The 6619-nt window shown below is 61.3% G+C and carries 7 protein-coding genes; 3 read left to right on the top strand and 4 right to left on the bottom strand.

Annotated features, from left to right (window positions below; genetic code table 11):
• Nucleotides 1–228: 228 nt before the first annotated feature.
• A complete protein-coding gene (locus tag JWR14_RS02240; RefSeq protein ID WP_299700584.1) occupies nt 229–825 on the bottom strand; it encodes a DJ-1/PfpI family protein in 597 nt (198 codons plus the stop codon).
• A gap of 88 nt (nt 826–913) precedes the next feature.
• Here JWR14_RS02240 and JWR14_RS02235 point away from each other — a divergent pair, with 88 nt between their 5' ends.
• Nucleotides 914–2245: a PLP-dependent aminotransferase family protein gene (locus JWR14_RS02235; protein WP_299700581.1), complete on the top strand. Its 1332-nt coding sequence runs from the start codon at nt 914–916 to the stop codon at nt 2243–2245.
• A gap of 162 nt (nt 2246–2407) precedes the next feature.
• Here JWR14_RS02235 and JWR14_RS02230 read toward each other — a convergent pair whose 3' ends face one another.
• Nucleotides 2408–2974 carry a cytochrome b/b6 domain-containing protein gene (locus JWR14_RS02230; RefSeq protein WP_299700578.1) on the bottom strand — a complete coding sequence of 189 codons (567 nt, stop codon included), beginning with the start codon at nt 2972–2974 and terminating at the stop codon, nt 2408–2410.
• Nucleotides 2971–4032, bottom strand: a complete 1062-nt coding sequence (locus JWR14_RS02225) for a catalase family peroxidase (protein ID WP_299700575.1) — start codon at nt 4030–4032, stop codon at nt 2971–2973. The genes JWR14_RS02230 and JWR14_RS02225 overlap by 4 nt, the downstream gene beginning before the upstream one ends.
• 332 nt (nt 4033–4364) lie before the next feature.
• Between JWR14_RS02225 and JWR14_RS02220 the strand changes: the two genes are divergently transcribed.
• Nucleotides 4365–5189, top strand: a complete 825-nt coding sequence (locus JWR14_RS02220; protein ID WP_299700572.1) for an alpha/beta hydrolase — start codon at nt 4365–4367, stop codon at nt 5187–5189.
• Nucleotides 5190–5241: 52 nt separating this feature from the next.
• Here JWR14_RS02220 and JWR14_RS02215 read toward each other — a convergent pair whose 3' ends face one another.
• A complete protein-coding gene (locus tag JWR14_RS02215) occupies nt 5242–6039 on the bottom strand; it encodes a helix-turn-helix domain-containing protein (protein ID WP_299700569.1) in 798 nt (265 codons plus the stop codon).
• 215 nt (nt 6040–6254) lie between these two features.
• Between JWR14_RS02215 and JWR14_RS02210 the strand changes: the two genes are divergently transcribed.
• Nucleotides 6255–6617, top strand: coding sequence for a nuclear transport factor 2 family protein (locus JWR14_RS02210; RefSeq protein ID WP_299700566.1), 363 nt, complete (start codon nt 6255–6257; stop codon nt 6615–6617).
• Nucleotides 6618–6619: the final 2 nt, after the last annotated feature.

Raw genomic sequence — 6619 nt, 5'->3', positions numbered from 1 at the left:
CGAATTTCGATGTTCTCGAAAGAGCGTGCTTTTTCGATGGATTCCATTCGAAGGCAACTGCCACGCCACCTTTTATCGGCGTGAGCGAACGGAGGCGCTCGCGCTGCAGCCCATGAGAAGGATTGCCCTCTCAGGATGCGGCGGCCGGCGCCTTCGGTTCCAGGACGGCCCTGACCGGCGCGGTCGAGAGATGCGCAGCTCATACTCGCGGGCAAAGACTCGATTACCTTAGAGGAATGGCGAAATGTTCGCCATCGCGCGTGTCACGTAGACCTCCTTTTCGCCCACGGGCGCCACATGTTGGATCGCGCTGCGCGCCGCCTCGACACCCTCCAGACGCGCGATCACCCAGGCAGCCAGATAGTGCGACGACAGGCATCCCCCTGCTGTCGCGACATTCTTTCCGGCTGCAAATGGCTGGTTGAGCACCGCGACACCGGCCTCTTCGACCCATGGTTTAGTTGTCGAGTCCGTGCATGCAGGCACGCCATCGAGCAGCCCGAGTTTTGCGAGAATCAGGGTGCCCGAGCATTGCGCGCCAAGCAACTGGCGCGTCGGGTCGAGCCTGATTCGCGACATCAAATCTGTATTGGCAACCACATCCCGCGTTCCTATTCCACTACCCACCAGCACCGCATCTGCGTCACATGCGTCCTGCAGCGACGCTTGCGCCTCCACCACCACGCCATTCATCGAGCGCACCCGCTGTGCCGCACTTGCAATCGAAACACGCCAGCCGGGTTTTTTGACCCGGCCAAGCATGTTCAGAGCAATGAATGAATCGAGTTCGTTGAAGCCTTCGAATGTCAGGATGGCGATGTGCATGGCGTCCTCGTACGAGTGGAGAGCTTGTGTTACGCCATGGTAAGACTGACAATCGATACAATCAAAAAATTGTCATGGATACATTGACATGCCTGAACCCCGCTACAAACATTTGGTCGACCGCCTCGCGACGGATATCCGTGAGGGTCGTCTGCGTCCCGGGACGCGCCTGCCGACGCATCGCGATCTGGCGTCTCGCGAAGGCCTTGCACTGGTCACGGCCACGCGGGTCTACGCGGAGCTGCAGGTCATGGGTCTGGTCAGTGGCGAAACGGGCCGCGGCACCTTCGTCAAAGAGCCGCTGCCTCGCGCTCAAGTCATTGACCTTGCCGCGTGGAGCGCGGACACGGTCGATCTGAACTTCAACTATCCGTCGTTGCCGGACCAGACCGATCTCTTCAGGACGGCGCTACGCCAGCTCGCGGCAGCGGGCGACCTTGAATCCTTGCTTCGATACCAGCCCCATGGCGGGCGCGAGCATGAGCGGGCGACGGTGGCACACCACTTGGCCAGGCAGGGCCTGACCGCAACAGTCGACACCACCGTGCTCGTCAGCGGCGCGCAGCACGGACTGACGGTGACCGCCATGGCGTTGTTCGAGCCTGGAGACGTGGTGGCCGTGGACGCATTGACTTATCCGGGATTCAAACTGGCCGCCGAGACCAATCGCCTGGAACTCGTGCCAATCCCCGCGGCTGGAACCGGCCCGGACCTGGACGCGTTGGCGAAGCTCTGCAAACGGCGGCGAGTGCGCGCGGTCTACGCGATGCCGACACTGCACAATCCGCTAGGCTGGGTGATGAGCGCGACGCGGCGCCGGGAACTCGTCGCCATCGCCCGACAACATGGGTTGATTCTTATCGAGGACGCGGCGTACGCTTTCCTTGCGCAAGCCGCACCGTCGCCGCTCGCAGCACTTGCGCCGGAGATAACAGTCTATGTGTCGAGCCTGTCGAAAAGTGTCTCGACTGGGCTGCGCGTCGGCTTCATCCATGCGCCGCGAGAATGGATTCCCAAGCTCGAACGAATGATCCGGGCGACCACCTGGAACACGCCGGCGACCATGACGGCGATCGCGTGCGGCTGGATCGAGGACGGCACCGTCGCCATGCTTGAGGCCGAAAAGCGGAGGGACGCCACCCTTCGCCAGGATATCGCCCGTCGCGTGCTGAGTGGCCTGAAACGGGTCGGTCATCCAGCATCGTATTTTCTCTGGCTTCCTCTGGCTCAGGAGGTGCGAGCAGACGCGATCGCAATGGCGTTGAGTCGCGAGCGAATTTCAGTGTCGACCGCGCATCCGTTTTCAGTGAGCGCGAATGTTCCTCACGCCATCCGGTTGGCATTCGGTTCGGTCAGCTTGACCACGCTCGAGCGGTCTCTGGAAACGGTGGCCAGGGTCATTGCGGACCAGACTTACTGATCACCGATAAAGACACATTCGCCGCCTGTAACGACGTTTGGAATTCGAGCCACAGGCGGCGGGGCAACGCATCGAATCTATTTGTTCCCAGGCTGCTCCGGCTCGCAACGGATCCTCGGCGCCCGCAGGTTCTAAAGGCAACTCAGGGACGATGCACGAAGGTCATTGATCGCCAGAGGCGTCCGTTTTGACGCTTGACCGCCAGGGCGCCATCGCTTCGAAGACACCGTCACGTCTCACCAGCGCGTGCAATAGCGCCGCCGCCAGGTGAAGTACGATCAGCGCAAAGAAGCACAGCGCGAGCGCCCTGTGCGCATTCCAGAGCAGCGTGTGCAGAGCGTTGCTATGCGGCAGGATGGACGGCAACTGTGCGCCGAACACCACGACGGGATAGTCGGCGGCCGAGAGCATGCCCCATCCGATCAGTGGAAGCCCGATCATTAGTAAGTAGAACGCAAGATGCGACAGGTGGGCAGCGAGTTTCATTGGTTCCGGCATCGACGCCGGCAGCGGGGGCGCGCCGCGCGTCAATCTCACCACCAGACGAATCAGCGCCAGCACAAGGATAACTGCACCCAGCGGCTTGTGGATCGACACGAGCGTCAGATAATCAGGGCGAACGGTGGACACCATTCCCACTCCGATGAACAGCATCGCCAGAATGCAAACCGCCATGAGCCAGTGAAGCGCGCGCTGCAGCGGTGTAAAGCGATTGTGGATCCGGGTCATTGCGTGGCTCCTCCCGCCGGATGGCGCGGATAGTCCTTATCTTCAGCGGTCCGTCGATTGAACGAGACGGCATAGGCGGCTGAGCGCGCGGCGGGAAACGGATCGTCGGAGACGTGCATACCGGGCGGCAGGACAGTGGGATCGAAGTTGAGATCCCGGCACGGCCCGTCATCCTCGGGTTCGATGGCGCTGACCACCAGCGTTCCCGCCTCCACCTTGCGTCGATCTTCGGGCCACGCTTTGCTGGGGTCCGCGGTCGGGTCGCCGGGATTGGCGACCGTGACAACCAGCGTCCATCGCTGCGGTGCGGTGTGCACTCGCTGAGTAATATCGGCCGCGAGGAAGTCAGCACCATGCGCCTTCAACTGATCAGCGGGGATGGCCTCCGGCTGCGCGGCCGGCACGAAGGACCAGCGCACCGCCTGGTTCTGTCCCGCAGCATTGGTGAAGATGAAGCTGTTGAGGCTGTTGTAACGCTCCTGCGCGTAAGAGGCCGTCCACGGCGCGCTGCCGGCCCATGCGCCAAAATTACCGAGCTCCGGGTGCGCGGCGGCAAAATTCTTCATCGCGTCGGGGTCATTCGTGTTGGCCGAAGCCTGAAGCAGTCCGTAGAAAGCCTGCGGCGTAGCGACCGGGAAGAAGGGCGCGTCGATCATCGCCGTGCGCCATTCGCTGCCATTGGCGGCAACAATGCGCAGACTAAGGCCACGGACGCGAACGGTGGCGTCAGGCGCTTTTGGATCCGCCGTAGCGAGGTTGAAACGTCCCGTGACCGGATATGAGCCTGGCGCGAACACCGGCGCTTTGGACAGGGCCACAGCCGCGCCATTCGATTCGAAGTTGCCGGTAAAGCAGACGCCCTTGGCGTGATTGCGCCGAAAGCCTAATGCCGCGCCGCCCGGTGGCGCCAGAGCGTTGACGATCTTCGCGGGCGTCAGGCGCGCCGGCGAAAGCCAGCCGGCTGTAAAGGCGAATGCGGCGACCAGCGCGACCACGACGACAGCAATCAGCGACAGCGAACGGACTGTGGATGTGTTGGAAGTCGGTCTGTCGACCATCGATCTCTCCCGGTGGGGAATGCCGGGCTCGCGTGCCCGGCACAAGTGAGAAAAAGGGCATCACCTGACGCTCATCCAGTCTACGTAAAAAGCTGGACTTCAGACAATCAAAAATCCTTCTTCCGACAAACGGACAGCGCATCTTGACCTCCAAGGTAATGGATCTCACCCGGCACGGCAATTAACATCGTTCTGACATTCCTTGCTGGCTCTGGATGGCAATAGGGACGCGACCTGGATCGCCAGGGCTCGCAAGCAATCTGGCGGCCTTGCTGTTCTCCTGGCTGTCGAGGGAAGTCAATGTCCGAATGAATGACTTTTATGGAGCCACCATGTCTGAACGACATTTTGTCACCACACCAGATGGGCACCCGCTCTTTGTTCGCGATTGGGGTTCCGGTCCGCCAATCCTGTTCCTCGCGGGATGGGGGATGTCGTCCGATCTATGGAGTCAGGTGATGATCCTGGTCGGCGAACATGGGTTCAGGACCGTGGCTTTCGATCGGCGTGGCCATGGGCAGTCCAGCGATCCGGGCGTGGTCAACTACGATTGCCTCGCCGACGATCTCGCCGCGATCATCGAAACATGCGACTTGCAGGACTGCACGCTGGTCGCGCATTCGGGCGCGGCGGGCGAAGCCATCCGTTACGTGTCCCGGCATGGCTCAGCGCGCGTCAAGCGCATCGTTTTTGTCGGTGCGCAAGGTCCCTGCGTCCTGCAGCGTACCGATAACCCCAACGGTGTGCCGCGTGAGTTATTCGAAGCGCTGATGGTGCGGCTGAAAGAAGATTTGCCCGATTGGCTGGATCAGAATGTCGAGGCGTTTATCCCTGGTGCCTCAAGGACCGCTTTCACATGGGTGACCGAGATGGTCCTTCGCTGCTCGCGGAGGCTGTTGATGGATTTCCAGCGCGTGATTGTGGAAGCCGACCTGCGGCCAGAAGTCCCGGCGCTCGATGTTCCCGTGACCGTTATCCATGGTGATCTTGACGTCTCTTGCCCTATCGACACAACCGGGCGGCACTTCGCGGCGCTCGTCCCTGGCGCAAAGTTAGTCGTGGTCGAAGGCGCTGCTCACGGTCTTATGGTTACCCACTCGAAACGCCTCGCTGACGATATCGTCGCGCACTTTAACCAGGAGAGTGGGAGGCTTTAACGAGGATCGCGCACGGACTGCTCCATGAGGTTGAAAACCCTCGCCGGTCACATCACCGCCCAGTGACGGACGACCTCGCCGCGCATTCGTCCGCGGTGAGTTTGCCCACGATCGCGATGGTCTCGGGGTTGGCGGGGAATAGCATTTCAAGCGCCAGCTCGGACAGGGTGACGTCGGTAGGCGTACCAAAGACCGTGGTGGTGTTGAGGAACGATAGAACACCGTGATCCGTTGCGATCTTGAGCGGCGTCGCAAAACGCCGAGGGCCTTCGGCGACATCCGCAACCGCTTCCGCAGCCACCTGCGGATAGGCCAGGATCTCCGCAAGTAGCGCCCGGACGCCAGGATCCGCCCTGGCTTCAATCTGCTGTCGCAGGACGGTGATCACATGTGCGCGCCACTCGGAAAGGTTGACGATCCGCGGCGCCATGGCTCGCGGATGCAGCATGAGGCGCACTGCGTTGACCGGTGGGCGAAGAAGCTCCTCTGCAACATCGACATACAACTGTGGCAGCACGGCGTTCGACAGCACGATGTTCCAATGACGGTCGACCGCGAAGGCCGGATAAGGTTTGTGCGCCTGTATGACCTGCTCGATCGCTTGCCGCGCCGCGGCGAGTTCCTCAAACGAGCGCTCCTGATAGGCCGGCGCAAAACCAGCTGCCAGAAGCAGGAGGTTGCGCTCGCGAAGCGGCACATCGAGGTGTTGGGCAAGACGAATGACCATTTCCCGGCTCGGCTGCGCGCGGCCCGTTTCCAGATAGCTCAGATGCCGCGTGGAGCTGTTGGCTACGTGGGCCAAGTCCATCTGTGTCAGCCGGCGGCGCTGCCGCCATTGATGTAGCAGCATGCCGAAGGGTGCTGGGTCAGCATTCGAATGGAGGTTCATATTTTGACTTTAGCAACATATCCGACTCGTCGCCATGACCCCGCAGGTCAAGTTCTGACGACCTGGCTAACACTTCATGACCTCGGAGGTTATCGACCGTGGTGCGTCTTAAGTGCACTGTCGAGTCCATGGTGCTGCCGGTCCCGGCAGAAAGCCATTATCAAGGAGAGCTTGTCATGAACGAAGCTGAAAAGTTGGCGGAGCGCTATGTCGCCGTCTGGAACGAGACCGATCCACAAAGACGCAGGGAAACGATCGCTGCGCTCTGGGCGCCGGAGGGCATCCACTACGTGGGAAGCCGGGAAGTCCAGGGCTACGACGCGCTGGAGCAGCGCGTGACTGGCTCGCACGAGAAGAATGTTCGCGATGGCGGTCATCGTTTCGAGGTGAGCGCCGTCCACGCCCTGCAGGACACAGTCATGGTGGACTGGAGCATGGTTCCGGGCACGGGGGACGCTGTTGTCGCCGCTGGCCGTGATGTTTTTATCGTCGATGCCAATCATCGCATTCTCATCGACTATCAGTTCATCGTCGGCTAAGG

It is taken from the genome of Caballeronia sp. (genome assembly GCF_028292365.1).
Classification (GTDB): domain Bacteria; phylum Pseudomonadota; class Gammaproteobacteria; order Burkholderiales; family Burkholderiaceae; genus Caballeronia.
This window is presented reverse-complemented; position numbering and strand designations above follow the sequence as displayed.

Excerpts from the sequence above, each read along its gene's own strand:
- JWR14_RS02240 (WP_299700584.1), bottom strand. The coding sequence starts at position 825 with ATGCACATCGCCATCCTGACATTCGAAGGCTTCAACGAACTCGATTCA.
- JWR14_RS02235 (WP_299700581.1), top strand. The coding sequence starts at position 914 with ATGCCTGAACCCCGCTACAAACATTTGGTCGACCGCCTCGCGACGGAT.
- JWR14_RS02230 (WP_299700578.1), bottom strand. The coding sequence starts at position 2,974 with ATGACCCGGATCCACAATCGCTTTACACCGCTGCAGCGCGCGCTTCAC.
- JWR14_RS02225 (WP_299700575.1), bottom strand. The coding sequence starts at position 4,032 with ATGGTCGACAGACCGACTTCCAACACATCCACAGTCCGTTCGCTGTCG.
- JWR14_RS02220 (WP_299700572.1), top strand. The coding sequence starts at position 4,365 with ATGTCTGAACGACATTTTGTCACCACACCAGATGGGCACCCGCTCTTT.
- JWR14_RS02215 (WP_299700569.1), bottom strand. The coding sequence starts at position 6,039 with ATGCTGCTACATCAATGGCGGCAGCGCCGCCGGCTGACACAGATGGAC.
- JWR14_RS02210 (WP_299700566.1), top strand. The coding sequence starts at position 6,255 with ATGAACGAAGCTGAAAAGTTGGCGGAGCGCTATGTCGCCGTCTGGAAC.